The organism is Helicobacter monodelphidis, assembly GCF_003288845.1.
Taxonomy (GTDB): Bacteria; Campylobacterota; Campylobacteria; order Campylobacterales; family Helicobacteraceae; genus NHYN01.
In genome coordinates, this window is record NZ_NHYN01000020.1 from 12,407 (window position 1) to 38,931 (window position 26,525).

Here is a 26,525-nt window from a genome sequence, read left to right on the forward strand (position 1 = left end):
TGTGGAAAATCTTTATCAAACATTTCAAGAGAGCCTACAATGGCTATTGAGTGATGAAGAAAGAATTCGTATGGTGCAGGGCTATGCTTATTGGTTTTGTAGTGCGTTTTTGACAATTATACTTTGTAGTTATATCTATCATTTGTACAGCAGTCAACGCAAAGGGTTTGATTATGAAAAATATGCTCGTTTAGCTTTAGATGATCATCTTACTGATGAGATAATCGATAAGCGACAAACGAGCAAGAAAAAAGAGAAGGAGAGCTAAATGGAATGGTTCAATCTGAGTGATAGTATTAATCTGCTATCACTAGTAGGTGCAGCGGCAATATTAGCTTTAACATTAATCATTGCGGGTGGTTACATCAAGAAGATGAAACACAGCAAAGCTGATGGAACGCTATCAAAAGAGAAGTGGGACGGAATTCGGGAATTTATTAATGATATTCCCTTTGGTTGGGGTGCAACTTATATTGTCCTTATGATTTGGGGGCTTGTTTACTTCTTTTACCTTTATCCGCTAGGAGGGTATTCACAGTTGGGTGAATACAATGAAGAAGTTAAAGCGTTTCAAGAGAGGCTTGCACAAAAAACAAAGAATGCAACAGAAGATGATTTGCGTAAAATGGGTGGTAACCTTTTTGTTTTACAATGTGCCCAATGCCATGGTCCAACAGGTGAGGGTATGGATGGTAAAGCAGTGGATTTAACTCGTTGGGGTAGTGAGGAAGGCATTATCGACACAATTAATAAGGGTAGTAAGGGGCTTTTGCTTTCCACTACAGATGATAAAGGAAATGTTACAATTACCTCTTATCCTATGGGTGAAATTATGGCACCTGTTGAAATGCCTGCTGATGATGCAAAAGCGATTGCTGCATTTGTAATGCAGGAAGTTTCTACACTTAAAAAGACAAAATATCCGGAGCTTGTAGAACGTGGAAGAGAGTTATTTATGGGTGATGGAACTTGTGCAACTTGTCATGGAGCAGATGGTGCGGGCATGGGCGGTATGGCACCAGATTTGACAACTTATGGAACTACAGCATTCTTGAGTAATGTTTTCGCACATGGTAAAAAAGGTTTAATCGGACAAATGCCTGCATTTAAAGAACCAATGATTTCTGAAATTCAAAAAGAAGCGTTGATGAAGTATATCTTGTCTATACAAGAATAAGGAGTGACAATGAATGGTTTATTTGGATTAAATGGCTTGTTTGGGTATTTGGTGGCAGTTGTGCTTTTGTTGTCTATTGTTGGTGTATTAGGTTATATGGCAGTTGTTGTGCAAAAAACAGAAGCTAATAATCCTTACAAAATTGAAGCAAGCACGACGATTCCTATGCAGAATGCTGATATAAATCAGCACTATAAAACAAATCAATAAGGAGCAAAAGATGACAACTTATAACGGTTTAGAAAAAGTACTTTTTGCAGTGAGTGCTATCCTTGTGGTGGTTTCTATTGCAATTGCATTTATGCCCGGAAAAGTTTTTCTTGGCTAGGGAATATTTAGTGAAGCGTTACTCCTCTTTTCTTAAAAAAAGAGGAGTGGTGTTTTTTATCTTATTTTTAGCCCCCTTTGTGCTTTATGGAGTAGAATTTGAAGGCTATCTCTATAATCCAAAGGGTTATATTCAGGAAAAGGCGACCGTTTTTATTCAAGATTCATCAAAAGAGGTTTTTGAAAAAAGCGGTGTTTCTGTTTATATGATAGCACAGGATTCTATTCAGCAATCTTTAGATGAATATAAAAAAGAAATTGAAAAATCTATGAATTCTCCATTTGTCTATATTATTTTCTTAAAAAATGATAAAAAAATTGATATAGCAGGCAGTGAAGAAATTTTGAGTAAAATTGATAAAACAGCAATTTATTGGGATTATATTGTTCCATTTATTCCAAAAGATAAAGAAATGAGTCCAAATACAATTACGATCTGTTTAATGAATGGTTATGTTGCTTTAGTGGATCATTTACGAAATGCTTTGCATATAGAATTAAAAAATGAGTATATTCCTGATGATAAGGGGATACAGACAACAACAAGGGCTATTTTGTATTTTATGTTTTTTTCACTATTTGTGTTATTTATTATTTATTTAATTAAGGCAAGAGGGAAGGGAAATGGATAAAAATCAGTTTAATGTTTGGCCTATAGCAATTGTACTTTTTGTATGTGTCGTAATTGTCTTGATTGTTGTTACCGTTCAAATTGCTTTAAAGAATCCTGTGCAACTAGAGGATAGTTTTTTGATGAGTTATCAAGAGGCAGATGCTTCGATTAATGATATTCAAAAGGAACAAAAGCAATTTTTAGAACATTATCAAGTGCATTTTGAATTACCTAAGCAACAAAGTTTGGAGTTTTCGCAGGGGATTTCGTTTGTTTTAATCCAAAGAGATAACCAAAAAAAACTTGTGGATGCAAAAATTCTTAAAGCGATACTTACGCGACCACATACAAGTAGAGACGATAAGGATTTAGAATTTTATGCTCAAAATCAGCATTATCAAAGTGAAGCATTTATACTTCCTGATTATGGGCGCTGGATTGTGCAAGGGGTGCTAGAGATTGATGGAAAAAAAGGCTATTTTAAGCATAGTTTTTTTGTAGAAAAGCTTTGAAAGAATTTTTAAAAAAAATCTTTGGTTGACTTATTTTTGGAAAGAGAATCTTGATAATTAGAAGTATAAAGGAGCAGTCATGAAGATTCTTGTTACAGGCACGGCAGGGTTTATTGGTTTTTCTTTGGCAAATGTGCTGATTGAGCGAGGTGATGAGGTTGTAGGATTAGATAGCATTAATGATTATTATTCAGTGGATTTAAAATATGATCGTTTAAAAGAGGCAGGTATTCCTACCCAAAAAATTCAAGAAAATGTCTTGACACAAAGCGAAAAGCATCCTAACTATCGTTTTGTTAAAATGCAACTCGAGAATCGTGAATCCCTTTTTAATCTTTTTGCACAAGAGAAGTTTGATAAAGTTTGTAATCTTGCTGCTCAAGCGGGTGTGCGCTATTCCTTAAGTAATCCTTATGCTTATATTGATAGCAATATAGTTGGTTTTATTAATATTCTTGAGGCTTGTCGCCATCATCATATTCAGCATTTGGCGTATGCGTCAAGTTCTTCCGTTTATGGCTTGAATCAAGAAATGCCTTTTAGTACTCATAAGAGTGTGGATCACCCAATCAGTCTTTATGCAGCAACAAAAAAAAGTAATGAGATGATGGCACATACCTATTCTCATTTGTTTTCTCTTCCAACAACGGGTTTGCGATTTTTTACGGTTTATGGTCCATGGGGGCGTCCGGATATGGCACTGTTTTTATTTACACGTGCAATTTTGGAGAATCAGCCAATTGATGTTTTTAATCATGGTGATATGATTCGTGATTTCACTTTTATTGATGATATTGTAGAGGGTGTAAAACGCGTGATTGATAGTCCGCCAACACATAATCCATTATGGGACGCAAAAAAGGCTGATTCAAGTACTTCTTCCGCACCTTATAAAATTTATAATATTGGCAACAATCGTCCGGTTAAACTGATGGATTTTATTTTAGAGATTGAAAAAAATTTAGGTAAAGAAGCACAAAAAAATTTTCTCCCTCTGCAAGAAGGCGATGTTCCTGCAACTTGTGCTTCTGTGGAAGATTTACAGAAAGATTTGGGCTACCAACCTAGTACAACAATTGCTGTGGGTGTCAGGAAGTTTATTGATTGGTATATTCGATATTATGGTGTAAAATTGTGATGAGATAAACAATTTAAGTATTTTTAAGGAAAAATAATCCATAATGCCGACGACTCTGAAAAGAGAAATTTTAAGATTAAATTAAGGAGACAAGAATGTCAAATGTTACTTTTAAGGGTGGTGCTGTTAAGTTAGAAGGCAGTGTTCCAAATGTGGGTGCAAAAGCACCAGAAGTGGAGCTTGTTGCTAAAGACTTAAGTAGTGTAAAAATTGGTGGTGCAAAAGGTAAATATCAAATTATCAATGTTGTTCCTTCCTTAGATACAGGTGTTTGTGCAATGCAAACACGCAAATTTAATGAAAAAGCAGCTTCTTTAAGTAATGCTGAAGTTTATGTTGTGTCTCTTGACCTTCCGTTTGCACAAGGTAGATTCTGCTCTACAGAAGGTATTGAGAAAGTAACCGCTTTAAGTGATTTTAGGGGTGCTAAGTTTGCTAAAGCTTATGGCGTCCTTCTGGCAGATGGACCTTTGGCGGGATTAACAACAAGAGCCGTGTTTATTGTTGACCCCAGTGGAAATATTGCTTACAAAGAAATTGTTGCTGAAATTACAACAGAACCTAATTATGACGCTGCCTTAGCGGCAATAAAGTAATCTTAATGAAAATAAGGGAGTAACAATGCCTATCTCAAGCCATTTTTTGCATCGTTTTATTTTTGGAATCTATATTCTCACTCTGGGGGTGGGTTGCGGTGTAATTCTTGCTTTAGGTATCTTTGTTGCACCTGTGATTTTTCGTGCAACGAATTATTTATTGGGTTTACAAATGAGTCAATTTCAGTCAGGCTTAATAATGACTGAAATTTTTTTTAGAAGTGGTTATTTGCTTCTCTTTGTTGTGGCATTTATTATAATTTATGAATTTTTTAGCTACATTTTTTTAACAACAAAGAAAATTTATATTTTATTGGGTGGAATTGCAACGATAATGCTTTTGCTTTTTGTGCTGTATTATATTCCAGCAATTATCGAAATGCAACAACAAGGTGAGCAACTAACACAATCAGATATTTTTAAGTCTATGCATCAGCAGTCTGTGTGGGTTTTTCAAATTGCTTTCTTAGCTTTGGCTGGGCTTATAATGGCAAGAATCAACGCTTTATTCTATAAATAATCATTTAGTTTTGGGACATTTTAGTGTTTTTTAGTAGTTTTTTGGTATAATTTTAGTTTTGAAAATCTCTACATTGATTAGGGAATTTGTTAGATGACTAATGTTTTAAAAAGGCAGAGTATGGGCAGTTTTGGAAAGTTTGGCGTATCCGTATGTATGATTTTAGTGTGTGTGATGAATGTGTTGAATGCGGCAAATGAAGGTGATGATAGTCGCCTTGAGGCTTATAGCAAGTTGCGTAAGGTGATTGGGACAATTGAAAATCATTATGTTGACGAGTTAACATTAAATGAAATTATTGATAAGGCTATTGATGGAATGTTGAATAACCTTGATGCACATTCTGCCTATTTAACGACAAAAAAATACGATGAATTAAAAATTCAAACAAGTGGTGAGTTTGGTGGTATTGGTATTCAAATTAGTATTAAAGACGGTGCTTTAACGATTGTTTCTCCGATTGATGGTACACCGGGTGCAAAGGCTGGATTAAAGAATGGTGATATTATTTTAAAAATTGATTCACAAAGCACATTAAATATTGCGATTGATGATGCCGTGAATCTAATGCGTGGTAAACCTGGCTCTAAGGTTAAATTAACAATTGTACGTAAAAATGAACAAAAGCCTTTAATTTTTGATATTACAAGAGATGTGATTAATGTTGAATCTGTCCGTGCAAAACGTATTGACGAGACGGATCTTTTGTATGTTCGTGTAAGTTCTTTTGATAGAAAAGTGAGTTCTCGCGTACGCGAAGAGCTTAAGAAGGCAAAATGGGCAAAGGGAATTATTCTTGATTTAAGAAGTAATCCCGGTGGCTTGTTAAATCAGGCTGTTGAGTTATCTGATTTATTTCTAAGTAGTGGTGTGATTGTCTCCCAAAAAGGGCGCGATGTAAATGAAAATATTGAGTTTACGGCAAGTAAAAATAGTGCTTACGAGGCAATGCCTATGGTTGTATTAATTAATGGTGGTAGTGCAAGTGCAAGTGAAATTGTTGCAGGTGCTCTCCAAGATCATAAGCGGGCTATTGTGGTAGGTGAGAATAGCTTTGGTAAGGGTAGCGTTCAGGTCGTTTTACCTTTAGACAAAGGAGAGGGGTTGCGTCTAACCATTGCTCGTTATTATTTACCAAGCGGTCGGACAATTCAGGCTTTAGGTATCAAGCCTGATATTTTAGTTTATCCGGGTGCAGTTCCTAACGACGATGGTAGTTTTAGTATTAAGGAATCAGAATTAAAGCAACATTTGCAAGGCGAGTTGCAAAAAATTGAAGATAAACCGAAAGTTGAAGATGAAGACAATAAAGATAAAATTACACAGAAAATGCTATGGAATGATATCCAGCTTAAGAGTGCAGTTGATGCCTTAAAAACTTGGTCTGTGATTGCACCCAGTAATACAGATGCAAAAAAAGTTCAAAAGGTAAGGAGCTAGTATGTTAGAAGAAGAATTAGATAGTCAAGAACTATTATATGAAGGAAAAGGAAAGAAGCTTTATAGGGGTAGTCAAGAGGAGGAAGTGATTGCCTACTTTAAAGATGATTTAACTGCTTTTAATGCTGAAAAAAAAGGGCAGGAGAAAGGGAAGGGGATTCTAAACTGTCAAATTAGCTCCATTCTTTTTGAGCTATTAGAGACACATGGTATTCAGACACATTTTATACGCAAATTAGGCGATAATTGTATGGTTTGTAAACGCGTGAATATTATTCCTATTGAAGTTGTTGTCCGTAATGTAGCGACAGGTTCACTAACAAAAAGGCTAGGCATTAAGGAGGGAACGATTCTTCCTCAAGCACTTGTTGAGTTTTATTATAAAGATGACGCCTTATCTGACCCCATCATTAACGATGAACACGCGATTTTGTTAGGTTGTGTAAGCCATACAAGAGATTTGGAATTTTTGCGACTGCAAGCACGCAAGGTAAATCAGGTTTTGGTTGGTTTTTTTAATAAGAGAGATTTAAGATTGATTGACTTTAAACTAGAATTTGGCAAAGATAAGGCGGATAAAATTATTCTTGCTGACGAAATTTCACCAGATAGCTGTCGTTTTTGGGATAAAACTAGTAATGAAAAGTTAGACAAAGATCGCTTTAGGCAAGACTTAGGGGGTGTTAAGCTTGCGTATGAAGAAGTTTTAAAAAGAATTACAACAATTAAATAATACAATAAGGGAAAAAATTGAAAGCAAGAGTTTTTATTACGCTGAAAGAGGGTGTATTAGACCCTCAAGGAAAGGCGACCAAACAAGCTTTGCATGCTTTGCATTTCCAGAATATTACTGATGTCAGAATGGGGAAAATGTTTATAGTTGATATTGATGAGACAGATAAGGAAAGAGTTAAGCAAGAATTAAGTAAAGCATGTGATTTGCTTTTATCCAACAATGTTATTGAGCAATACGAGATTGAATTATGAATGTAGCCATTCTTCGTTTTTTGGGGACAAATTGTGAATTTGATATTCAATATGCTTTAGAACAAGAGGGTGCAAAAACGGAATTTGTGTGGTTTAAAGAACAGGAGTTACCAGATTCAACTTCGCTTGTTATTATTCCTGGTGGCTTTAGCTATGGGGATTATTTAAGAAGTGGTGCAATTGCACGATTTGCACCTGTTATGCAGGCGGTGAGTAAATTTGCAAAAAAAGGTGGACGTGTTGTCGGTATATGCAATGGTTTTCAGATTCTTGTTGAGAGTGGGCTTTTGACGGGCGTTTTGATGCGGAATCAGAATTTACATTTTATTTCTAAGGTACTTCCTTTAAGAGTTTGCTCAACAGATAATCCCTTTTTGCAATTCTATAAAAAAGATGAAATTATCCGCATTCCAGTTGCCCATGCTGATGGGTGTTATTATACCTCTCATGAAGAATACAAAAAATTGCGGGATAATGGGCAGATTCTTCTTACTTATGAAGAGAATCTAAATGGTTCTCTTGGAGCTATTGCAGGAATTTGTAATAAAGAAAAAAATGTATTTGGTTTGATGCCACACCCAGAACGTGCTATTCATCAGAATATTGGTGGTAGCGATGGATTGGCAATGATAAAAGGTTTTATGTGTTAAGAATATTCATTTTCACATGTTGCATTTTTTCTTTGTTTTTCGGTCATATTGTGAGTGCCGCAGTTGACCAACAAAGACAAATTCAAAAAGCACGTGAAGAAATTTTGAATAATCTTGAAGGTGAAAGTGGGGCGGAAATTGAGGAAATTATCGTTGATGAGGAGGGAAATATTCTTGAATCTCCTCCTATTGAGCAACAACAAGCAGAGGTGTCTAAGTCTGAACTTCCAACCGAACAACAATCTGCACCGACAAAGGAAATTCCTTCCTTAGCTAACCCAACATCTCCATCTGTAAATCCTTTAGAGGAAACCCCAACCCTCCCTCCAGAACCTAATATTGGGCAAAGTGAGAATTTGCCCCACTCAGAAGAATTAATTCCCCAAAGCCTCCATCTTAGCTTTTTGAATCCACCAAAACGTTCTTTGTATGTGAATGAAGTCGTTGCTTTGGAATTTAAGCTTGTTGTATTGGGGCAGGTTGATGGAGCTATTGAGAATGAATTTATTGAGGAGAATGGGGGTGTACGTGTTTTGAATCCGGAATCACCATGGAGGCAAAATAATGATGGTTCGTTTCATAATATATTTTATGTGCAGATTCAAGCAGCTAATTTTAAGATACCTCGCTTAAAAGTTACAATTGCAGGGCAGGACTCGGTTATTGAAGGGGAAATTGAGGGCTTTAGTGCACAAGCTTTACCTCTCACAGGAAATCCTTATTTTAGTGGAGTTGTTGCACAAGAAATGAAAATGAATGATTATAAAATCACACATTATGATGCCGAAAATAATTTAGCTGTTTTTGCTTTAAGTGCGCTAATCTCTAATCTTGCTGAAATGAAAATAGGTCAATACCCTAAGCAGGGAATTGAAAGTGGAACATTAAATCCGGAAAGTTCTTCTATGATTTTTTATGTTGTTTTTCCAAAAAATATTGAAAATATTATTTTTGATTATTTCAGCCTCGATGATTTTCAGTTTCATCGTGTGTCCATTCCAAATGTTCCTGTTGATGAGAAAGTAAGCACCCAAAGTGATTTAAAACCAAAACGTTCGGTTAGTTTGTTAAGCCTTGCTGTGGGTGGCGGTGTTATCTTTTTTATGTTGCTTATTTTTGCATTCACACGTTCTTATCTTTCATTGATTGTGATTGTATTGGTTGTTGCTTATATTTTGACAGATATTTTTGTCTCTGATCATGCGAAATTGCTACCTAATGCTGAAGTAAAAATACTACCTACACACAATTCAACTGTGATTATGCGACAGGAAAAACCTTTAGAGGTTGAAATTATTGGCAGAAGAGGTGATTATTATAAAATTGTAACTCAAGATGAACGTATTGGTTGGGTAAGAAAGGAAGAAATTGATAATCGTTAGATGTGTTCGATTCATAAGAGCAATTATTTGTATTTGCTTTATTATTTCAGTTGTGCCTTTAATGGTGGTTTTAATGTATTCGTTGTTTCGATACCATCGCCTTTTAAGGCAATGGTTTGGGCGAGTGTTCTTGTTTATCTCTGGTGTAAAGGTACGTTTTGTTGGAGAATTTAAAGATGCACAACTGATTATTATGAATCATCAAAGTTATTTAGATGTCATTTTTTTGGAAGCTATGCACCCTAAGAATTTATGCTGGGTAGCAAAAAAAGAGCTTGGCGATCCCATTTTGTATGGACATGCCCTTAAAGCTCCACAAATGATTTTAATTGATAGGGAAGATAAGACAAGCCTTGTCGCAATGTTAAAAACTGCACAAGAGAGATTACAAGAAGGGCGTATTTTAGCAATTTTTCCAGAAGGGACGCGTTCGCAAGGAGAGGAGGAATTTTTACCTTTTAAAGTTGGCGGAAAGATGTTGATTGAAAAATTTGAATTGACATTCCAGCCAGTTGTTGTCGTAAATACGCGTAGTGTTTTTGACCTTGCAAAATTGAGTGTGGGTGGTGAAGCAACTTTTATTGCCTTAGATGTGATGAGTCCTCCTAGCAAACAAGAAAGAAAAAACGCACAAAGTGATTGGTATGAGGATTTGAAGGCACAAATGCACAATGTTTATTTGTCGTATTATCAGCAAAATAAGGATACAAATTAGATAAAAGGGGGCAGTTTTGGATTTGTCATTATTTTATGCAGAGGTTTTAAAACATTTGGAAGCATCTCAAGATAAGATGATGCTTGATATGGTGATTGTGGGTTTGATTGCTAAGGTGCAACATAAGTTAATTTGGCAGGACAAATCTGAAATGAAAAAGAAAATTGCGTTATTGTTGCGCGAGAAATGCTATGAATTTGTTTTAGCTGAACAAGATGTTTTTGAAAAGGATTATATGACACTTTATCCTTTCTTTGTAGGTGTGGACATTCCTTTTGATGAGCGATTTAAGACCTATGCAGATATTGCTCGTTCCGAATTAAAAAATCATTCTAATATAGATACAAGCGAACGCGTGATTCTCCTTGAACTCGCCTCTGTTTCTTTGTTTTTGATGGGAAATCATAAAGAAGCTTTGGGGTTTTATATGACAGAGGTAAGCAAATTGCATTTGTACGATTCAGGAATGCTTGGGCGTACACAATTTGTGTTAGATTTTTTCTCGTCTTTGTCACTTCCTTTTGAAGAAGTAGAGGATATTTTTCTCTCTATGTTTAATCCTGATAACTTCTTTGAGAATGAAGCACCCATACGACGTAGTTTTTTTGTGTGGGCAATTCATCAATGGTGGAATGTTCCTAGCTTTTTTAATCATTTTGGTTGGTTGGCACTTTATGCAAGATGGCGTGAGATTTTTTATATTGCTTTAGAAAAAGATTTGGATTTTGCAATTTATGTACAATTCTTTATCTACCATATGATGGGTAATAGTTATCAAAGTCAAGAGGAATGGAAAGTTTTTAATGATGAAATTACAAAAAAAGCAGAACCCTATTATATTGAATATGGTAAACATCTTCCGCCATGCAAGAAAAGTCAAAAAAAGGGTAAAAAGCTAATAGGGATTCTTAAAGATCGTGCTGTCCAGAATTCCCCCTTCAAGGTGGAATATTCCTTTTTGAAGGCATTTTTAAGCATTCCAGAATTGAAAGGAAAATACGAATTTAAAGTTTATTTGATGGGCTTTGTGGAAAAAAGTGATGATGACCTAGAGATTATTAAAGATTATCAAGAACTTGGCATTGAAGTTATTGATGTTGTCTCTGTTCTTAATGTTGCGGCTTTTAAGTTTTATACTTCTCATTTAAGTCGTGCGATGAGTGTGCGTGAACAAATAATCGCTGATGGAGTGGATATTATTCTTTCACCTAATAATGGTTATGGCATTAGTGATTTTATTTTAGCAACGCGTAGTGCACCTTTGCAAGTGTTTTGGAGTCATGGGAATGCGGTTTATGATATTAAGGGGATTGATAGGCGCATTAGTCATTTTCAACCTGATGGTGGTTTTCAGTTTGAGCAATTCAGTGTTCCAATGGACATAGAACGTTTTTATAATCCTCCTGTTACTTCTGAAGCGATTTTTGTCGAATCTAATCGTTTTCCTCATGATAAAGTTGTGTTAGGTGTAATTGGGCGGTTAGTGAAAGTGAATAATGAAGAATTTCTAAGTGCTATTGCAGAAGTTATGCATCAATACCCCGAAACGATTTTTATTGCAGCAGGGCATGGTAATTATGATAGTGTGCGTGAAAAAATGGATAAACTTGGTATTGGCAAAGAACGCTTTTTTATGCCCGGACACATTGATGCTCATATTTATGGACACATTATTGATATTTTTTGTAATACTTTTCCTTTGCAACAAGGTGAAAGCCTTGCTGAATATGCAAGTAAATGCAAGGGTGTAACGATTAGTCTTATTCCCTCTATGCAAAAAAGGCGAGAAAATGTTAAAAGGATTTATTTTCAAGATGATACAGAGCTTTATGAGAAATATTGTCCACAGTATAATCTGAAGGTAGAGGATTTATTTCATATCGGCTATGATGGTGTTTTTGATGTTATGCAGCCTGATACAAGAGAGGGTTATATTAAATCTATTGGTTATTTTGTTGAGAATTTCAAAAATTTTGATAAATTCTTAACAGATATTAAGAATCTTCGTATGGTATATGAAGAAGTAGAAAGATATAAAACTAACCAAAAAATAAAAGAAATGTTTAGTAGTTTTTAGTATTTTATTGAATTAGCCTTTTGGAGGGTAAGATGGGTTTTTATAAAGAGGATTATCAAGTTCTTGATTTTTTAAAGGAGAGTGGGTATATCAAAGAAGGTGCTAGTGTTATAGAATGTGCTTCTCAAGACTTGAAGGAGGACAGAGATGGCGTGTCTTTGGAGGTTGCAAATCAGCGACATTCTCCTATGCCTATTTATCAAGAATATGGTTTTAAGACATATCAATGTATTGATATGGATGGTGGTCATAATGCCTTAAAATTTGATTTAGGGCTTGATTTAGCGAAAGAATATAACTTTCAGGAACAATTTGATTTGGTTACTTGTCGTGAATCTGGGCATTGGATTTTTGACCAAAAGCAGTTGTTTACTAATCTGCATAATCTTTGCAAACAAAATGGGATTATTGTGTGGCGTTCTCCTTTGGCAGGTGGGTTTGCACAAAGTTTTTATACTTATAATTTTGAAAGTATTTTAAAGTTAGCTTTTGTAAATGATTACCTTTTGTTGGGTGGCTTTATTACAGAAAATTTTTATTTTAGGCAAGGGGGTGGTTTTGGGCTTAAGAGGAAAGTTGCAGAATTAATTGAGGGTTCTAATGCTACAGAATTCACTCAATTTATAGAAAAATATATGGATAGAAAGGATAGCTGGAGGCATTTATTGATAGAAGATGGCTATCCTGTTGTGATGCCAACTTTGATATTTTTAAAGCAAGGCAATAAACCTTTTAAAGTTCCTTTATTTTATTATGATAACTATGAGAAAATAGTTACACGTAATGCGAAGAATGTTTTACAGAATTGTTTTCCTAAAGTTAAGTTTGGAAATATAGCAATTTTTGGTGCAGGATATAATGGTGGGTTGGCTTACAATTTTGCAAAAGCGAGTGGGCTGAATGTTTCTTGTGTGATTGATGATATACAAAAAGGTGTTGCAAGCTTTTGTAAGCATGGAGAAATGATTGTATCTTTTGATGAGTTTGTTAAAAGCTATCAGAGTGAATGCGATTTTATTTTAGTTGGTCCATGGCAAAAAGGAAGCATAGAAGGTAGGGGGGGGTTGAATGTTCCGACTTATACAATCAATTTACGATGGTTTATTTAAGCTATAATGCTTGTATGTAAGGAGTGAATATGCATTATTATATTTATCCCAAAAATTGGGATGGAGAGGACATTGCTTTTAATCTCTCTTATTTTGATAAAGAAAGCACTATCCATTTTATAGACGATAAAGATGAGGAAATTTCATTAAAGCAACAAGCAGAGAAAATTAAGCAAGATAAAGAAAGCCTCGTTTTAATTGCATCTAAATATCGTTATTTTGATTTAGCTGGTAAATTAGAATCAGCAGGTATTGTGAATTATGTTGATGGTTTGAAGTTTTGTGCATCAAAACTTTCTTCATATTGTTTGGTAAAAATTGCAAGAAAGAATCAAGAAAAATTATGTGTTGGATTGCTTGTTACACAACTTCCGCATTCAGAGCATGTGCGGTATGTTGATTTTTTATTGGCAAAAAATATCCCTATTGTTTTTATTGCAACTAATCAATCAAGCTTTGAGAAGTATGCACAGAATTACCCTGATGAATGTGTAATTCTAGTGCGCTGTGATTTACTAGAATACATTGATTTTCTTACTGTTGTTTGTGCAACAACACATTATGCTAAATTTCATTCTAATGTTATTTCGATTTTAAATCCACAAGGGCTTTTGGACCCTGTGCAAAATTATTTTTATTTAAATCGTGAAAAAGTGGATGTGCTGATTGGTTCACGTATTAATTTTGATTATATTTTTTGCCATACCAAAGAAATGTTAGAATTTTATAAATATAAAATAAAAGATGGGTTTTTATCAAATTCCTTAAAATTTATTCCTGTTGGATATCCTAGTTTAGATTCTTATTTGGGGGGGGGGGCAATTTATTCCCTCTGTAAACGCAAATAATAAAAGATTAAATACTATCTTATTAGCTTTTACAATCATCAGAGTTGATGAAAAAACGCAAAAAGATGTTTGTGGAATTTCATTAGAAATTTTATGCGAACTTGTTCAACGTCTTTTAGGGGAAGGATACAAGGTTGTTTTAAGACCACATCCAGAAAAAGCAAAACAAATTTTTATGGAGCAAATTGCTGAAAAATTTAAGGCTGTTGAGGGCGAAATGTTTGTTTATGATACGACCCCTAGAATGTCAAAGGAACTTATGGAGGAGGCTTTTGTGATTATTGGGCATGGAAGTAGTGTTGTGCAAACCTTTCCATTAACGACTTTTAAACCAGCGATTCTTTTTATGCCTGATAAAGAGTTTTTTACTCGTAATAGCTTAGATTCTAAATTTGTTGCGAATGAGAAAACGCATATCTTAGCCCATAGCGTTGATGAGATTTTAGAGATTTGCCAGCAATTACAGAGAGATTCTCAAGCACATCAACAAGAGATTAAAGCTTATAGAGAAGAACATATTTATAACTTAGGGAGATCTAATCAGTTTATAGCAAACTTTATTGAAAAATTGGTTTTGAAAGTGCAAAATGATAAAAAACATATAGGGGGATAAATGTCTGAAGGATTAGGCAAAATAATGAAGGAATGGTAATGAAGGTGATTCCATGGACAATGATTGCTTTTGAGCAACCTACAACAAAAGCTTATTTGGAGAATCTTTATCAAAATGGTTATGTTTTTGAAAAGATTATTGTTTTATTGCACCCAAAGTGGTTTGGGCAGTATAATGCGATGATTCAGTCGCGACAAAAACATTTAGAGGAGATTGCAGATTTAATCGCTACACATACTAAAATCAAGATTCCATATTTTGAACGTTTAGATTTTTCTAAATATTCTTCCAATATTGAAGTGATTGATGAATTTCAGTTTTATCCTGACGCACTCTTAGACGCACTTGACCCAAATGTACAGTATTTTTTTAGCTATTTAGGCGTTGTTCCAGAGAGATTTCTTAAAAAGGCTAAGTGGTTGCATGTTCACGGAGGGCTTATGCCCCCTTTGCGTGGTAGTGTTTGTATGTATTGGGGGCTTTTATATAGGGGAAAACCCGGTTATACTTTGTTTTGGCAAACAGAAAAAATAGATGAAGGTAAAATCTTATATCAAGATGAATCTGATGAGGATTTACCTGATTTATCAAATTTATCTAAAGGAATTGAGCTAGAAACTCTTAGGATAGGAATTTGGTATTTTGACCTTTATGTTCGTTCAAAGTTGTTGGTGGATTATTTTAATGGTGGTTGTCAAGAAAAAGTTTATTCGCACGCACAAATTAAAGAATTTGCATATCCTGATAGGGTATTTTTTGTAGAGCATAAGGAAATTGCTAAATTTTGCCTAACCAAGTTTTTTCATTATAATGGGTGGCAGGATTAATAAATGGGGGGAATGTTATAATATGGAAGTTAGAAAGATAATGGAGCAATTTTATGGGCGAAAGTGTTAATTATGAAACACTTGAAATTACTTCAAGTGAATATTTTTTTATCTCTCAAGAATTGGATTGTTTAAGTGATTTTAATGAGAGAAATTTTGTTGTATTAGATAGATTATGCAAGAAAATTGATGTAACTAAAAAGGTTTTGAAAGTTTATAGCGGAAAATTTTTAAGTATGAAAGATAAGCAAGAAGAATTAAGCCATGAAGAATACTTGCAATTAGGAAGAATCTTATTGCGATGGGCTAGAGAAAAAAGGGATTTTAAGTTTTTAAATTCTGCATTCAAATTGGCTGATTTGATTCAAGATGATTCTTTGATGCGTGAAGCACAAATTGTTCTGGGAGAGATGGAATGAATGTGATACCCTTTACAATGGTTGCGTTTGAGCAAGATCTAACAAAAACTTATTTAGAAGTTCTTTATGAGGCAGATTTGGCTTTTGAAAAAATTATTGTTTTACCTCACCCTAGATGGTTTGGACAACATCAAGAGTGGATTAATGAAAGAAAAAATGATTTGTTGCAAGTGAATGCGGTGATAGCGGAGCAACTTCCGATTAAAGTTCCCTATTTTTCGCGTTGTGATTTTAGCAAATATTCCCCTTTAGTTGAAGTAGTTGATGAATTTTCTTTTTGGCCAGATGGCTTATTAGAAAGAATCAATCCATCAAAAAAATATTTTTTTAGCTATGTCAGGTTATGTCCGCCAAAATTTTTGCAAAAGGCAAAATGGTTTCATGTCCATCCGGGTATTATTCCGCCTATTCGAGGGCATGGGCTTTTTTGGTCATTACTTGTTGGAAGTGCACCAGGCTATTCTTTATTTTCTTTTAATGAAAATGCAGGAATTGATAATGGTTGTGTTGTGTATCAAAATGAATTCTTAGAGGAGAAACTACCAAATTTATCGGCTTTAAGACATATTCATTTGGATAATCTTGTTTATGGGATTATGCAATATTATGATAATTATTTGCGTGCAAAATTGCTTGTAGAATATTTCAAAAATCATCAGCAAGAAAAAATCTACACGCAAGAACAAAAAATTAAGTTCGGGCATTCTGATAGAATATTTTTTGCGGCTCATATGAATTTGGTAAAATTTGTTTTAAAAAAATATTTCAATTGTTTTATGGATTAGAATTGAAATATGGATATAAATATTTTAAGATAAGGAGTTATTATGGGTTTTTATAAAGAAGATTATAAAATTTTAGAATCCCTCAAGTATCAGCGGGGGGGGGGGCAATATTACTCCCAACTTAGTGTTTGTGAATTTGGTTCTCAAGACCTCTTAGAAGATATTGATGGAAATGTAGTTCCGCCGGCAGAGAATGGGCGGTGGCACGCGGCAAAAAAGGCTTATGAAGAGTTTGGAATTACAAATTATGAATGTATTGATTTGGAGGGCGTTCATAATGCGTTGCGTTTTGATTTAGGATTAGATTTAAAAACGCATTATCAATATGATAAGCAATTTGATATTGTAACTTGCAAGGATATAGGGCACTGGGTTTTTGATCAGAAGCAGCTTTTTACTAATATTCATAATCTCTGCAAAAAAGATGGCATTATTATCTGGCGTTCAGCAATTGGTGGCGGTTTTGCACAAGGTTGCTTTGCTATCCATCATTATAAAATTCTACAATTAGCCTTTAGCAATCGCTATTTATTGCTTGATGGTTATCTTACAGAATATTTGCACGACATTCATCAAAAGGGCAAGTTTCCTGATTTTGACCGCAAAGAAGCAACAAAAATTGATACATTACCGGGTGATGGCTTTGTTCCACGCGTTGAGGCTTATGCAGCAAGGGAGGATAGCTGGAGATATTTACCTCTCTCAAAAGGGCTACCTTCAATCTCTGCTACCCTTGTTTTTAAAAAGCAAGAAGATACCCCGTTTAATCCCCCTCTTTTTTATTATGCACCCAATGCAGAAGTGGTTAAGAGGAATGCAAAAAGTGTATTACAGAATTGTTTACCTTTGATTCAAAAGGGTAGAGTAGCTGTTTTTGGTGCAGGTGAAGCTGGGGGATTGGCTGCAATATTTTTAAAGGAATGTGGGGTTGAAGTTGCATGTTTTATTGACGAATATCAAAAAGGGCAAAAAGACGGACTTCCCATTTTAAGCGTTCAAGAATTTATACAAACAAAACAAAGCGATTGTGATTTTATCCTTAAGGGACCATGCCAAAAAGGTGGGGATAATCTAGGCACGCAAATTCCTGTTAAATCCTTATATTATTATTGGTTTGTAGGTTAGGGGGTTGCTAAGATGATAAGTGTTCCTTACACCTTTGTAGCATTTGAAACTAATCATACAAGAGCTTATTTAGAGATGTGTTTTTTGAATGGCTTTAAGTTTGAAAAAATTATTGTTGTAGTTCACTCAAAATATTTAGGGCAAATCAGAGATCATTTTTTAAAGAATGAAACTCAATTTCGGGAGATTCATCAAGCAATTTTTAAAAATATTGATATTCAAATTCCTTTTTTTGAAAAATGTGATTTTCAGAAATATTCTGATTGTGTTGAGGTGATTGATGTTTTTCCTTTTTATCCAGAAGAGCTTGAAAAAAAGATTCAATCAAATACAACATATTTTTTTAGTTATTTAGGAATTTGTCCTGAAAATTATTTGCAAAAGGCACAATGGATACATATTCATCCGGGTATTATTCCGCCTATTCGCGGGAGTCATTGCTTGTTTTGGTCGCTATTACTAAGGGGAATGCCGGGCTATAGCGTGTTTTATTTGAATGACGGGATTGATAATGGTAAACCTCTGCATCAGTATGAATTCAAGGAGCTTTTACCTGATTTGTCTTCTTTGAAAGGTATCGATAATTCTTTAGTTGTTGAGGGAATTTTAAATTATTATGATACTTATTTGCGTGGAAGAATGTTGGTTGCTTATCTACAAAATGAGAATAAAGTTTACACGCAAGAACAATTAAGCAATTTTCCGTATCAAAATAGAGTTTTTCACCCTATGCATAAAGATTTATTGTCATCCATTCTAAGCAAGTTCTTTAAGTATGGAGGTTAATTAATGAAGCAAATTTTTGTTAAATTTAAAAATCCTCCAACACAAGGCGATAAGGATATTTTAGCAAATATGGGTATTAAAGCAGATATATTTTTTGCACCTACTTTTTATAGCCAACAATTTTTCTCGTTACTAAGAGATAATTTTAGTTGTTCTAAAACTTCGGGGGGGGGGGCAAGTATTGTTGGCTTTAGCGTTGAGTTAGAAAAATATTGTGGGGAATTTTCACAGATTCTTAGTGTAGACGATAATTGTTATACCCAATTTTGTAATCCTTATGAATCTTTAGATGACCCTCTTTTATTTAATCTTTTTCATGTTGATGGCTTAGAAAAATTTTCTATAGAATATGCTCTTAGGGAGCATCTTATCTCTAAAGAGATGCGTAATATTTTACACACTCAAGTCACACAGATGATGCACACAAAGCAACATTATTATGAGGATAGACGTTTGTTGAATCTATCTTCTTCTTGGAAAAGTGTGCAAAAAATACAAGCAATCCAGTATCCTAAGACAATTTACATTGGTTTGCTTAATCAATGTAACGCGAGTTGTCCGCATTGTGCTTGGTTTGGCACTGCGTATCGTTTAGTTCAAACAAATTCCTATTTTAAAGAACATAAAACTTTAGATACAAAGTATGTAATGAATATTTTAGATTATGCAAAAAAAGCACAAGCAAAGTTGATTTTTTCAGGACCCGGCGAACCCCTTTTAGACTCTAGGCTACTTGATTTTGTTTCTCTTGCAAAAGCAAAACAAATTCCTTGCATTCAGTTAGCGACCAATGGAATTTTGTTGCAAAAAAATCTATGTGAGCAGTTGATATGGAGTGGTATTTCTTGTTTTGATGTATCTATCCTTTTTGCAGATGATGTTTATCGTGATGAAGAGGAATTGAATAGCTTAAAAAATAATCTAAGGCAACTTGCTTTATTGATTCAAGAGAATAATTCATTGGAAATTGGGGCAAAAATTTCTATTGTTTATGAGCAAAAATTTGCGATTGATGCCTTTAGATTTTTTATTGAGATAAAAGAAAAATATCCTTTTATCGTTTGCAGTTTGTCTCCATATAATTTTGTCTTAAGTGAAGAATTTACTATTTCAAATAAACGTCATACTTGTTCAGCGCCGTTCGCAAGCCTATATGTTTTTCCTGATGGTTCTGTTGGGTTATGTGAACGACAAAGGGAAATGCTTGGCAGAGAAGATGTAAAGAATTTTAGGCTTGGTTATTTATCCGAACAAACATTAGATGAAATTTGGAATAATATAACCCATCGCCATTTTATGGACAAACATCAATGTTTAGACTTTGAATTAGAATGCTTTAATCCATGCAGGAATTGTAATTCTTGGTGGAATGAAGTAGAATAGTGAGGGATTTGATGAAAAATTTTTGGAAAAAATGTAAAAAAATTTATTATGAAAGCTTGCGTTTTGTATTATTGCGTTTAGCCTATATATGCAGTTGGGGGGGGGGTAAATTTTATTGTATAGGAGACAAGTTGTTGACTTTTCATCGGCATTCTTATGGTAAAGATGTAAGTGGAAGTTATTGGTTAGACAGGAATGCGTATTTTGCAAATAATATGAATGAATTGCATAAAACTATCAAAATAGAACTTAAAAATCAAAAAAATTTTTATAAAGCACAAGCGTATTGTGATGGTTATTTGTATCAAGGGTTAGGAATTGCAAATATTTTGGGAGTAAGAGGGAGTGAAGAAAGGTTTGATGAATATGGGTTGCAACATTATTTGTGCAAAGATATGTTACTGTATGATTTAGGTTGTAATTCAGGTTTTTTGAGTTTATATTGTCATCTTAGAACGGGTTGTTCGGTTAGAGGGGTTGATATTAACCCTTATATGATTAATATTGCTAATGCCACCGCAAAGGCATTTGGTGTAAAGAATGTAGAATTTTTTGCCGATGATTTGAATAATATTTTTGTAAATTGGGAGCAGGGTAGTGCGGATGTGATTTTAACTTTGGCAACAATGTGGACTGATGATGAACAATATCGAGTGTCCCTTAAACAACACTTTGATAATTGTTTAAAGCTACTTAAAAAGAATGGTGTTTTAGTATTTGAAACACACGGAGATGTTAGTCGCGTCGATTATGTAAAAGCAATAAACGAGTTGGCTTGCGAGAGAGGATTTCGCTTGCTAGAGCAAAAAGATGTAGATTGCAAAGCAAGGAAACTTTTTATTATCCAGACATAAGTTAGAATCAAGAACTGATTTCATTGACTGCACGATAAGCTTGACTAATAGCTGAATGCATATAGGCGGACCAATCAGAATCAGAATTTGCTATGGCTATGTTTCCGAAAGGTTTTCTTGCGGTTTTCATAATCTTCTCTGATTCTTTTTCATCATCATAAAGGCTGTTGAGTGTGTATGAATAACAATGTGCCCAGCGATTAACTACAATAGCCAAAATATCTCTTTTGTGGTTAAATCCAACTTGTCCTAACATACCTTGTAATTGATTGCGTATGATTTTTTCGTGTTCATCAAAACTCATAGTGAACAATAAATGTCTACCAATTCTAGCCCTTTCTCTTGCGTCCATACCATCTAAAGGGATACCTTGTATATTAGCTAGTGCTAAAGGTGAACACACCATATGAAGACATATTGGTTTTTTAGGGTCTCTTGGGTGATGGTATCCACCTATATCAACAGGGTAATCAAGTTTAACCCTTGCGTAAGGCATACAAGGGGAATAAATTTCGTGCACCCCAAGTTTAATGAAGCTTTCCCAATTTCTAATCACTACTTTAGTATGTAATAATGAAGTTTTAACATTTTTACTTAAAGCATCTTTTTGTTCATTGCTCATGGTAGGTATAATATAAGGAATCATACTATTGTAATTTGCCATAATTACTTTTTTTGCCTCAACTTTGTACATTTGATTTTGGCTTATATAGGAAACATCGACGCCATTTTTTGTATTGTTTGCATTTAAAACCGTGCTATTTAAACGCAATTTAACGGTATTTTTAGCTATATCAAGTTTTGAATAATCAAAATGTTCAAGGGTGATACTATCCATATCATTTCCATTTTTTGAGACATCAGGTATCAATTTTTTAACCAAAAGTCTAGCAACAGTTGCATTGCCATCAGCACAATGGTAAATATAAGGCTCTTCCATTTCGGCTAATTCATCACCCTCTATCGGGTCAAGTCCTAATTTGTCAAAGCCGGGTAAAAAGGATATTCTTGCATCATCACAAGAGACGGCATCAATTCCAAGTGCTAAAAAATCATCCGTCATACCTTCAAAAAATTTAATAGCTTTTTCTGAAAGTTTAACTTTATTTTGCAAAAACTCTTTATAGGTTGTTTTTGACATATAGGATTCTTTTTCTTTCTTGCTCATACCCTCCAGATAATCTTTTTCACTTTTAAAGAGTGCAATAAGATCATTTTTGTCTTTTTTGCTGAATGGAAAATCATTGATAAAATCTTCCATAGGTCTTCCATTATTTTTATCTTCGGGTATATCATCACAAATAACTTTTCTAGGGTTACCGCTCACCACTTTATCGATGCCAAAATTATCTTTAGAAAAATAAACACCCCTGCTTAGTTTTAAATCGGGGTAAAAATTAACATCAAAATGTTTTGCAAGTTTATCTATATCAATTCCTAAAGAATTAAGAAGTTTTACTATTTCTTTAGTGTATAGGGCTTTTGGAGATTGGAAGCTTTCACTTCCTCCATAGCTTAAAATCATTCCATCTTGAAGTTGAATTTCGTTTCTTCTAGCATGACCACCAAAATCATCATGATTGTCTAAAATGAGTATAGTTCTATCTTTTCCAAATTTTTCTTGATAAATAAAGGCTGCTGCTAAACCACTAATGCCAGCACCAACAATTACCAAATCATATTTTTCTTTTGCTTGAATTTTTTGAAAATCAAATTTTTCTCCATCTCTTAATAAATGTGCAAATTCATAGCTTTCATTTGTGCTACCTCTAAGCCCTAACCATTGTGGTGGATAATATTCTTTGAAGGAAGGATTTTTATGATCGCTTTCCTTGCCATAAAGTAATTGTATGGGCGACATACCAGCAACCACAGCTAAAGCCATTCCGTTTAAAAAGTCTCGTCTTTCCATATTGAATCCTATAAGGGTAATAAAGTCCGGAATTCTAGGACATAGATGATTAAATTAATATTAACATTAATAATATATATGAGAAGTGTTGAGTAATTTTATTTAATTAAAATTTATTTTTTAAAGTCTTGTAGTAATTCTTTCAAAATGATAAAATTCATTCACAAATTTAATATTTAAGGAATGGAATGGAAAATGTAAATACAATGAGTATTAAGGTTACCTCCAAATGCAATTATGCCTGTGGAATGTGTCCTTTTCATGGTGAGGGTTATAGCGCGGATTATTTTGGGCAAAGACCAGAATTAAAGAGGGATATGACATTAGAAGAAATTGAGTTATCTTTAAAAAAAGCTAAAGATTTTGGGATTTCAACTATAGATTTTACCCCTAATGGTGAATTTTTTGCACATAAGCAATGGAGAGAAATTTTAGAGTTAACTTCTAAAAATGGAATGAAAATAACAGTAACCACAAATGGAGGCTTACTCAGTGAGAAAGACATTCAAGATGCTTGTGACTTAGGCTTATCACATGTAGCTGTTAGCATTGATTCTATCTCTTATGATACCTATAAAGTTGTAAGAAAACCAGCCACAAAACAATCTTTTGAAAATGCTATCCACGCACCTATTTATTTTAAGCAAAATAGTCATCGGGGGGGGGCAATATTTATGTTCAAGTGCAAATCACAGAACAGCCTGAAAACAAAAATGAACTTAGTGATATTCTAGCATTCTACCAACCCCACAAACTCAATCAAATTTCTGTTAATAAAATGTTCGTAACTACAGAGGAAGGCATTCAACATATTGGAGTTAAGCAAAATTCTGAATATATTGTTGGCACTTGTCAAAGCTATGGCGGAAGCTATTTAGTCCAAACTAATGGAAGTGTTTTAGGTTGTTGTGGACAATTTTATTTCTACCCAAAACTAAAAGATAAGATTCCTAATCTCTTTGAAAAAAGCCTTGAAGAATGTAAGAAAATTTCTGATGAATTGTATCTGAATAATCCTATCTTTATTGACTATTGCAAACAATGTTCTTTGTATGTGGTTAACAACAAAGATTACCTTGAAAGGAAGTTTATTTTTAATGGGTATTTTGCTATGCAATATAGCTCTTCAACAAAATATTTTGTTATACCAGAAGCCTTAAGACAAATTCCAGATGATGTATTATTATTTATGTATGAAAAAGGCTTTGTTTCAGAGATTAAGAGATTCATTCAAGATAAGGGGTGATGCTGGGGCAAATTGCAATATTATTGAATTAATGTTATTATTGGCCTTTAAAATAGCCGTAACTTTGTTTGCTTGAAGTTTAGGAGTAAAATTTATGAATCATCGTTTTTTTATTTACCCTCAGGGTATTAATGGCGAGAGTGTCGCCTCTGTTCTTTCCTTGCTTTACCCTAATTGCTCTTTGCATTTTATTGATGATTCTAAAGAAGAATTATCGCTTGAAAAGCAAGGTAAAAATATACAAGCAAATGATAAAGTTTTTATTGCATCTATGAATCATTTTGTTACCTTGAGTCAAAAGTTGGAGCAAAATGGTATTATGAATTATGAAAATGCGCTGCAATTTTGTGGAAAGCAGTTAAACAAAATAATTTTAGAATATAAGTTAAAAAATCCTGCAAATTATTATGTAGGTATTGTTTTAAGTAACCGATTTATACAAAAACATTTGGTAAAACTTGATGAGGATTTGCAACAAAAAGGTATAAAAATTATTTATTTTGTTTTTACGCAAGAGTTATATGAAAAGTATTCTCTAAAAAGCCTTTGCATTCTTAGTCCTCACGCGGTTTTAGAAGAGATTGATAGCGTGGATTTGATGGTTTTAGCTAATGGTGAGTCCACCCACCCTAAAGTTAAAAGCCTTGATTTAACGCATGGTTTTCAAGGTCCAATGGTTTTTCCATTCACAGAGGGGCAAGACGAAACTTTTTTGAAGCATGCTTTTTCTAGTATTAATTATGTGTCATGCGGAAGCAAAAAGGTCCATCGTGCCTATGAAGAATGTTTCGAGGATTTAGGGGTTTCTACAGAAATTTTAGATTTTGGTTATCCTAAATTAGCACAGGATTATGTAGAATATGAATCATTCATAAAAAATAAAACGAGTGAACATAATTTTGTTATTCTTGCTTTTACATTTCTGCATGATATTAATATTTATATAAAGCTGATTCAAGCAATTTTACAGGCGGGTAAAAAGGCTATCTTTATGCCCCACCCCGTTTTTGCGTATGATTTAACAAAGGAGCTTAAAGCTAATTTTTATGATAGTCGCTTGCTGTTTCGCGAGGATTTTTCTAGTTCACTTGAGTGTTTTTTTCATTCTCTTTGCTTGATTACAGATTGTTCATCAATGGGTTATACTTATCCTCTAACAACTGCAAAGCCGGTGATTGTTTTTGCTAAAGATAAAGAAAAATTCTTTTCTGCACGATTAAAAAATGAACATTATTTTGACAAAAGAATTCATTACTTTTGCGATAATCCAAGCACTTTAAGTGATTTAATTCAAGAGATTGAATCAAGTCAAGTGGACTATCAAGAAAGAATCCGAGATTATCGCCAAAATGAATGCTTTTATTTTGAGAATTCAAGAGAAATAATTTTTGATTGGATTATGCAATTTTTAACAAAGGAGTCAAATGCAAAATGTAGACATCATTAACCTTGAAATTACCTCCAAATGCAATTATGCCTGTGGAATGTGTCCTTTTCATGGTGAGGGTTATAGCGCGGATTATTTTGGGCAAAGACCAGAATTAAAGAGGGATATGACATTAGAAGAAATTGAGTTATCTTTAAAAAAAGCTAAAGATTTTGGGATTTCAACTATAGATTTTACCCCTAATGGTGAATTTTTTGCACATAAGCAATGGAGAGAAATTTTAGAGTTAACTTCTAAAAATGGAATGAAAATAACAGTAACCACAAATGGAGGCTTACTCAGTGAGAAAGACATTCAAGATGCTTGTGACTTAGGCTTATCACATGTAGCTGTTAGCATTGATTCTATCTCTTATGATACCTATAAAGTTGTAAGAAAACCAGCCACAAAACAATCTTTTGAAAATGCTATCCACGCACCTATTTATTTTAAGCAAAATAGTCATCGGGGGGGGGGCAATATTTATGTTCAAGTGCAAATCACAGAACAGCCTGAAAACAAAAATGAACTTAGTGATATTCTAGCATTCTACCAACCCCACAAACTCAATCAAATTTCTGTTAATAAAATGTTCGTAACTACAGAGGAAGGCATTCAACATATTGGAGTTAAGCAAAATTCTGAATATATTGTTGGCACTTGTCAAAGCTATGGCGGAAGCTATTTAGTCCAAACTAATGGAAGTGTTTTAGGTTGTTGTGGACAATTTTATTTCTACCCAAAACTAAAAGATAAGATTCCTAATCTCTTTGAAAAAAGCCTTGAAGAATGTAAGAAAATTTCTGATGAATTGTATCTGAATAATCCTATCTTTATTGACTATTGCAAACAATGTTCTTTGTATGTGGTTAACAACAAAGATTACCTTGAAAGGAAGTTTATTTTTAATGGGTATTTTGCTATGCAATATAGCTCTTCAACAAAATATTTTGTTATACCAGAAGCCTTAAGACAAATTCCAGATGATGTATTATTATTTATGTATGAAAAAGGCTTTGTTTCAGAGATTAAGAGATTCATTCAAGATAAGGGGTGAT

30 protein-coding genes are annotated in these 26,525 nt (G+C 33.9%); 29 read left to right on the plus strand and 1 reads right to left on the minus strand.

Going from position 1 to position 26,525, the window contains the following annotated elements; translation table 11 throughout:
- Position 1 precedes the first annotated feature (1 nt).
- From CCZ01_RS08075 to CCZ01_RS08195, 25 genes are all read left to right on the plus strand, one after another.
- Positions 2-268 carry a cytochrome c oxidase, cbb3-type, CcoQ subunit gene (locus CCZ01_RS08075; protein ID WP_258437089.1) on the plus strand — a complete coding sequence of 89 codons (267 nt, stop codon included), beginning with the start codon at positions 2-4 and terminating at the stop codon, positions 266-268.
- The gene (locus CCZ01_RS08080; protein WP_112052711.1) at positions 269-1,177 is read left to right on the plus strand and encodes a c-type cytochrome; all 909 of its coding nucleotides are present in this window, start codon (positions 269-271) and stop codon (positions 1,175-1,177) included.
- Between the two features lie 9 nt (positions 1,178-1,186).
- The gene (locus CCZ01_RS08085; protein ID WP_112052712.1) at positions 1,187-1,387 is read left to right on the plus strand and encodes a DUF4006 family protein; all 201 of its coding nucleotides are present in this window, start codon (positions 1,187-1,189) and stop codon (positions 1,385-1,387) included.
- A 167-nt stretch (positions 1,388-1,554) separates the two neighbouring features.
- On the plus strand, positions 1,555-2,136 hold the full coding sequence (locus CCZ01_RS08090) for a hypothetical protein (RefSeq protein ID WP_181566372.1): 582 nt from the start codon (positions 1,555-1,557) through the stop codon (positions 2,134-2,136).
- Positions 2,129-2,629 (plus strand): FixH family protein, encoded by a 501-nt coding sequence (locus tag CCZ01_RS08095; protein ID WP_112052714.1) that lies wholly within the window; start codon positions 2,129-2,131, stop codon positions 2,627-2,629. The genes CCZ01_RS08090 and CCZ01_RS08095 overlap by 8 nt, the downstream gene beginning before the upstream one ends.
- A gap of 79 nt (positions 2,630-2,708) precedes the next feature.
- Entirely contained in the window at positions 2,709-3,767 is a 1,059-nt protein-coding gene (locus CCZ01_RS08100) for an NAD-dependent epimerase (RefSeq protein WP_112052715.1), read from the plus strand.
- 95 nt (positions 3,768-3,862) lie between these two features.
- Entirely contained in the window at positions 3,863-4,363 is a 501-nt protein-coding gene (gene tpx / locus CCZ01_RS08105; RefSeq protein ID WP_112052716.1) for a thiol peroxidase, read from the plus strand.
- Positions 4,364-4,388: 25 nt separating this feature from the next.
- Positions 4,389-4,883, plus strand: coding sequence for a DUF4149 domain-containing protein (locus tag CCZ01_RS08110; protein WP_112052717.1), 495 nt, complete (start codon positions 4,389-4,391; stop codon positions 4,881-4,883).
- 156 nt (positions 4,884-5,039) lie between these two features.
- The gene (locus tag CCZ01_RS08115) at positions 5,040-6,323 is read left to right on the plus strand and encodes a S41 family peptidase (RefSeq protein ID WP_258437107.1); all 1,284 of its coding nucleotides are present in this window, start codon (positions 5,040-5,042) and stop codon (positions 6,321-6,323) included.
- A gap of 1 nt (position 6,324) precedes the next feature.
- Complete coding sequence (gene purC, locus CCZ01_RS08120; RefSeq protein ID WP_112052718.1) at positions 6,325-7,056, plus strand: phosphoribosylaminoimidazolesuccinocarboxamide synthase; 732 nt, start codon at positions 6,325-6,327, stop codon at positions 7,054-7,056.
- A 17-nt stretch (positions 7,057-7,073) separates the two neighbouring features.
- Positions 7,074-7,310, plus strand: a complete 237-nt coding sequence (gene purS, locus CCZ01_RS08125) for a phosphoribosylformylglycinamidine synthase subunit PurS (protein ID WP_112052719.1) — start codon at positions 7,074-7,076, stop codon at positions 7,308-7,310.
- Complete coding sequence (gene purQ, locus CCZ01_RS08130; RefSeq protein ID WP_112052720.1) at positions 7,307-7,960, plus strand: phosphoribosylformylglycinamidine synthase subunit PurQ; 654 nt, start codon at positions 7,307-7,309, stop codon at positions 7,958-7,960. The genes purS and purQ overlap by 4 nt, the downstream gene beginning before the upstream one ends.
- Positions 7,954-9,342 (plus strand): SH3 domain-containing protein, encoded by a 1,389-nt coding sequence (locus CCZ01_RS08135; protein WP_112052721.1) that lies wholly within the window; start codon positions 7,954-7,956, stop codon positions 9,340-9,342. Before purQ ends, CCZ01_RS08135 begins: the two co-directional genes overlap by 7 nt.
- The gene (locus CCZ01_RS08140; RefSeq protein ID WP_112052722.1) at positions 9,329-10,057 is read left to right on the plus strand and encodes a lysophospholipid acyltransferase family protein; all 729 of its coding nucleotides are present in this window, start codon (positions 9,329-9,331) and stop codon (positions 10,055-10,057) included. Before CCZ01_RS08135 ends, CCZ01_RS08140 begins: the two co-directional genes overlap by 14 nt.
- A 16-nt stretch (positions 10,058-10,073) precedes the next feature.
- Entirely contained in the window at positions 10,074-12,134 is a 2,061-nt protein-coding gene (locus tag CCZ01_RS08145) for a tetratricopeptide repeat protein (RefSeq protein ID WP_112052723.1), read from the plus strand.
- Positions 12,135-12,166: 32 nt separating this feature from the next.
- Positions 12,167-13,243 carry a class I SAM-dependent methyltransferase gene (locus CCZ01_RS08150; protein WP_112052724.1) on the plus strand — a complete coding sequence of 359 codons (1,077 nt, stop codon included), beginning with the start codon at positions 12,167-12,169 and terminating at the stop codon, positions 13,241-13,243.
- A gap of 29 nt (positions 13,244-13,272) precedes the next feature.
- Positions 13,273-14,091, plus strand: coding sequence for a hypothetical protein (locus tag CCZ01_RS08155; protein WP_112052725.1), 819 nt, complete (start codon positions 13,273-13,275; stop codon positions 14,089-14,091).
- Between the two features lie 88 nt (positions 14,092-14,179).
- Complete coding sequence (locus tag CCZ01_RS08160) at positions 14,180-14,704, plus strand: CDP-glycerol glycerophosphotransferase family protein (RefSeq protein WP_258437109.1); 525 nt, start codon at positions 14,180-14,182, stop codon at positions 14,702-14,704.
- Between the two features lie 38 nt (positions 14,705-14,742).
- A complete protein-coding gene (locus CCZ01_RS08165; RefSeq protein WP_181566373.1) occupies positions 14,743-15,531 on the plus strand; it encodes a hypothetical protein in 789 nt (262 codons plus the stop codon).
- A gap of 53 nt (positions 15,532-15,584) precedes the next feature.
- On the plus strand, positions 15,585-15,950 hold the full coding sequence (locus CCZ01_RS08170; protein ID WP_112052728.1) for a hypothetical protein: 366 nt from the start codon (positions 15,585-15,587) through the stop codon (positions 15,948-15,950).
- Positions 15,947-16,735: a hypothetical protein gene (locus CCZ01_RS08175; RefSeq protein WP_112052729.1), complete on the plus strand. Its 789-nt coding sequence runs from the start codon at positions 15,947-15,949 to the stop codon at positions 16,733-16,735. The genes CCZ01_RS08170 and CCZ01_RS08175 overlap by 4 nt, the downstream gene beginning before the upstream one ends.
- 42 nt (positions 16,736-16,777) lie before the next feature.
- Positions 16,778-17,860, plus strand: coding sequence for a methyltransferase domain-containing protein (locus CCZ01_RS08180; RefSeq protein ID WP_112052730.1), 1,083 nt, complete (start codon positions 16,778-16,780; stop codon positions 17,858-17,860).
- 12 nt (positions 17,861-17,872) lie between these two features.
- Positions 17,873-18,646 carry a hypothetical protein gene (locus tag CCZ01_RS08185; protein ID WP_112052731.1) on the plus strand — a complete coding sequence of 258 codons (774 nt, stop codon included), beginning with the start codon at positions 17,873-17,875 and terminating at the stop codon, positions 18,644-18,646.
- A 3-nt stretch (positions 18,647-18,649) separates the two neighbouring features.
- Entirely contained in the window at positions 18,650-20,029 is a 1,380-nt protein-coding gene (locus tag CCZ01_RS08190) for a radical SAM/SPASM domain-containing protein (RefSeq protein ID WP_112052732.1), read from the plus strand.
- Positions 20,030-20,040: 11 nt separating this feature from the next.
- Entirely contained in the window at positions 20,041-20,883 is an 843-nt protein-coding gene (locus CCZ01_RS08195; protein ID WP_112052733.1) for a class I SAM-dependent methyltransferase, read from the plus strand.
- A gap of 7 nt (positions 20,884-20,890) precedes the next feature.
- Here the strand turns inward: CCZ01_RS08195 and CCZ01_RS08200 are convergent, their stop codons facing one another.
- On the minus strand, positions 20,891-22,795 hold the full coding sequence (locus tag CCZ01_RS08200; protein WP_112052734.1) for a flavin monoamine oxidase family protein: 1,905 nt from the start codon (positions 22,793-22,795) through the stop codon (positions 20,891-20,893).
- 188 nt (positions 22,796-22,983) lie between these two features.
- On the opposite strand from CCZ01_RS08200, the gene CCZ01_RS08205 reads away from it, so the two are divergent.
- The 4 genes from CCZ01_RS08205 (at position 22,984) to CCZ01_RS08220 (ending at position 26,524) form a co-directional block, all read left to right on the plus strand.
- Positions 22,984-23,529: a radical SAM protein gene (locus CCZ01_RS08205; RefSeq protein WP_112052735.1), complete on the plus strand. Its 546-nt coding sequence runs from the start codon at positions 22,984-22,986 to the stop codon at positions 23,527-23,529.
- Positions 23,478-24,041, plus strand: a complete 564-nt coding sequence (locus tag CCZ01_RS08210; protein WP_146745234.1) for a hypothetical protein — start codon at positions 23,478-23,480, stop codon at positions 24,039-24,041. The genes CCZ01_RS08205 and CCZ01_RS08210 overlap by 52 nt, the downstream gene beginning before the upstream one ends.
- A gap of 94 nt (positions 24,042-24,135) precedes the next feature.
- The gene (locus CCZ01_RS08215) at positions 24,136-25,488 is read left to right on the plus strand and encodes a CDP-glycerol glycerophosphotransferase family protein (RefSeq protein WP_112052737.1); all 1,353 of its coding nucleotides are present in this window, start codon (positions 24,136-24,138) and stop codon (positions 25,486-25,488) included.
- On the plus strand, positions 25,466-26,524 hold the full coding sequence (locus tag CCZ01_RS08220) for a radical SAM protein (RefSeq protein ID WP_112052738.1): 1,059 nt from the start codon (positions 25,466-25,468) through the stop codon (positions 26,522-26,524). The genes CCZ01_RS08215 and CCZ01_RS08220 overlap by 23 nt, the downstream gene beginning before the upstream one ends.
- Position 26,525: the final 1 nt, after the last annotated feature.

Bases quoted from the DNA above. Each gene is read 5' to 3' on its own strand.
- CCZ01_RS08100 (WP_112052715.1), top strand. From the start codon at position 2,709: ATGAAGATTCTTGTTACAGGCACGGCAGGGTTTATTGGTTTTTCTTTG.
- CCZ01_RS08080 (WP_112052711.1), top strand. From the start codon at position 269: ATGGAATGGTTCAATCTGAGTGATAGTATTAATCTGCTATCACTAGTA.
- CCZ01_RS08185 (WP_112052731.1), top strand. From the start codon at position 17,873: ATGATAAGTGTTCCTTACACCTTTGTAGCATTTGAAACTAATCATACA.
- CCZ01_RS08220 (WP_112052738.1), top strand. From the start codon at position 25,466: ATGCAAAATGTAGACATCATTAACCTTGAAATTACCTCCAAATGCAAT.
- purC (WP_112052718.1), top strand. From the start codon at position 6,325: ATGTTAGAAGAAGAATTAGATAGTCAAGAACTATTATATGAAGGAAAA.
- CCZ01_RS08155 (WP_112052725.1), top strand. From the start codon at position 13,273: ATGCATTATTATATTTATCCCAAAAATTGGGATGGAGAGGACATTGCT.
- CCZ01_RS08110 (WP_112052717.1), top strand. From the start codon at position 4,389: ATGCCTATCTCAAGCCATTTTTTGCATCGTTTTATTTTTGGAATCTAT.
- CCZ01_RS08170 (WP_112052728.1), top strand. From the start codon at position 15,585: ATGGGCGAAAGTGTTAATTATGAAACACTTGAAATTACTTCAAGTGAA.
- CCZ01_RS08180 (WP_112052730.1), top strand. From the start codon at position 16,778: ATGGGTTTTTATAAAGAAGATTATAAAATTTTAGAATCCCTCAAGTAT.
- tpx (WP_112052716.1), top strand. From the start codon at position 3,863: ATGTCAAATGTTACTTTTAAGGGTGGTGCTGTTAAGTTAGAAGGCAGT.
- CCZ01_RS08150 (WP_112052724.1), top strand. From the start codon at position 12,167: ATGGGTTTTTATAAAGAGGATTATCAAGTTCTTGATTTTTTAAAGGAG.
- CCZ01_RS08115 (WP_258437107.1), top strand. From the start codon at position 5,040: ATGATTTTAGTGTGTGTGATGAATGTGTTGAATGCGGCAAATGAAGGT.
- CCZ01_RS08165 (WP_181566373.1), top strand. From the start codon at position 14,743: ATGAAGGTGATTCCATGGACAATGATTGCTTTTGAGCAACCTACAACA.
- CCZ01_RS08200 (WP_112052734.1), bottom strand. From the start codon at position 22,795: ATGGAAAGACGAGACTTTTTAAACGGAATGGCTTTAGCTGTGGTTGCT.
- CCZ01_RS08095 (WP_112052714.1), top strand. From the start codon at position 2,129: ATGGATAAAAATCAGTTTAATGTTTGGCCTATAGCAATTGTACTTTTT.
- CCZ01_RS08085 (WP_112052712.1), top strand. From the start codon at position 1,187: ATGAATGGTTTATTTGGATTAAATGGCTTGTTTGGGTATTTGGTGGCA.
- purQ (WP_112052720.1), top strand. From the start codon at position 7,307: ATGAATGTAGCCATTCTTCGTTTTTTGGGGACAAATTGTGAATTTGAT.
- CCZ01_RS08190 (WP_112052732.1), top strand. From the start codon at position 18,650: ATGAAGCAAATTTTTGTTAAATTTAAAAATCCTCCAACACAAGGCGAT.
- CCZ01_RS08175 (WP_112052729.1), top strand. From the start codon at position 15,947: ATGAATGTGATACCCTTTACAATGGTTGCGTTTGAGCAAGATCTAACA.
- CCZ01_RS08205 (WP_112052735.1), top strand. From the start codon at position 22,984: ATGGAAAATGTAAATACAATGAGTATTAAGGTTACCTCCAAATGCAAT.
- CCZ01_RS08195 (WP_112052733.1), top strand. From the start codon at position 20,041: ATGAAAAATTTTTGGAAAAAATGTAAAAAAATTTATTATGAAAGCTTG.
- CCZ01_RS08215 (WP_112052737.1), top strand. From the start codon at position 24,136: ATGAATCATCGTTTTTTTATTTACCCTCAGGGTATTAATGGCGAGAGT.